The sequence below is a fragment of the Vibrio sp. Vb2880 genome (assembly GCF_033337975.1).
Taxonomy (GTDB): Bacteria; Pseudomonadota; Gammaproteobacteria; order Enterobacterales; family Vibrionaceae; genus Vibrio; species Vibrio alginolyticus.
In genome coordinates, this window is record NZ_JAWORT010000088.1 from 1 (window position 1) to 581 (window position 581).

Annotated in this window: 1 protein-coding gene; it reads left to right on the plus strand. The window is 38.7% G+C overall.

Going from position 1 to position 581, the window contains the following annotated elements:
• Nucleotides 1-19 precede the first annotated feature (19 nt).
• The coding region (locus tag R7M92_RS25055; protein WP_318134583.1) for an ankyrin repeat domain-containing protein at nt 20-581 on the plus strand (562 nt) is incomplete at its 3' end.

Here is a 581-nt window from a genome sequence, read left to right on the forward strand (position 1 = left end):
GGCGTTAGGAGGGATTATTTTGAAGCGATTTTTACTAGCAGCTTTATCCATAGTGTTTTTGACAAGTGATTCAAGTTCTTGCAAAAGCAGAAACGACCCTAGTAGTCCTATAAATATCGCAATTTATCAGATGATTGAGGGAAAAAGCAGCTCGTATGCTCAACGTTTGTTGAAGAAGGGAATGGACGTTAATACAGTCAATTCATGTGGAGCGTCACTATTACTCATGGCGTCATTTCTTGGTGACCATGAACTGGTAAAAACTTTACTATCAAGTGGTGCGCTCCCCAACATACAGAATTATGAAGGGAACAGCCCAGTTTTTGCATCTGCTAACTTCTCCAATAACAAAATATTAAAGCTACTTCTTGATAATGGAGGTGATCCCAATTTACTTCTTACTCAGGAGTATGTTTACAACTCACCATTAATGATTGCTGCAATCAATGAGAATATCGAAGGTGTTAGGTTATTATTAGAGGCGGGAGCCGATTGTAATTACCGCAATCAATTGGGAAATTCAGCAAGAAAAATTGGTGAGGCTTCATTGAATTTAGAGCTGAAAGCATTGCTTATGGCGT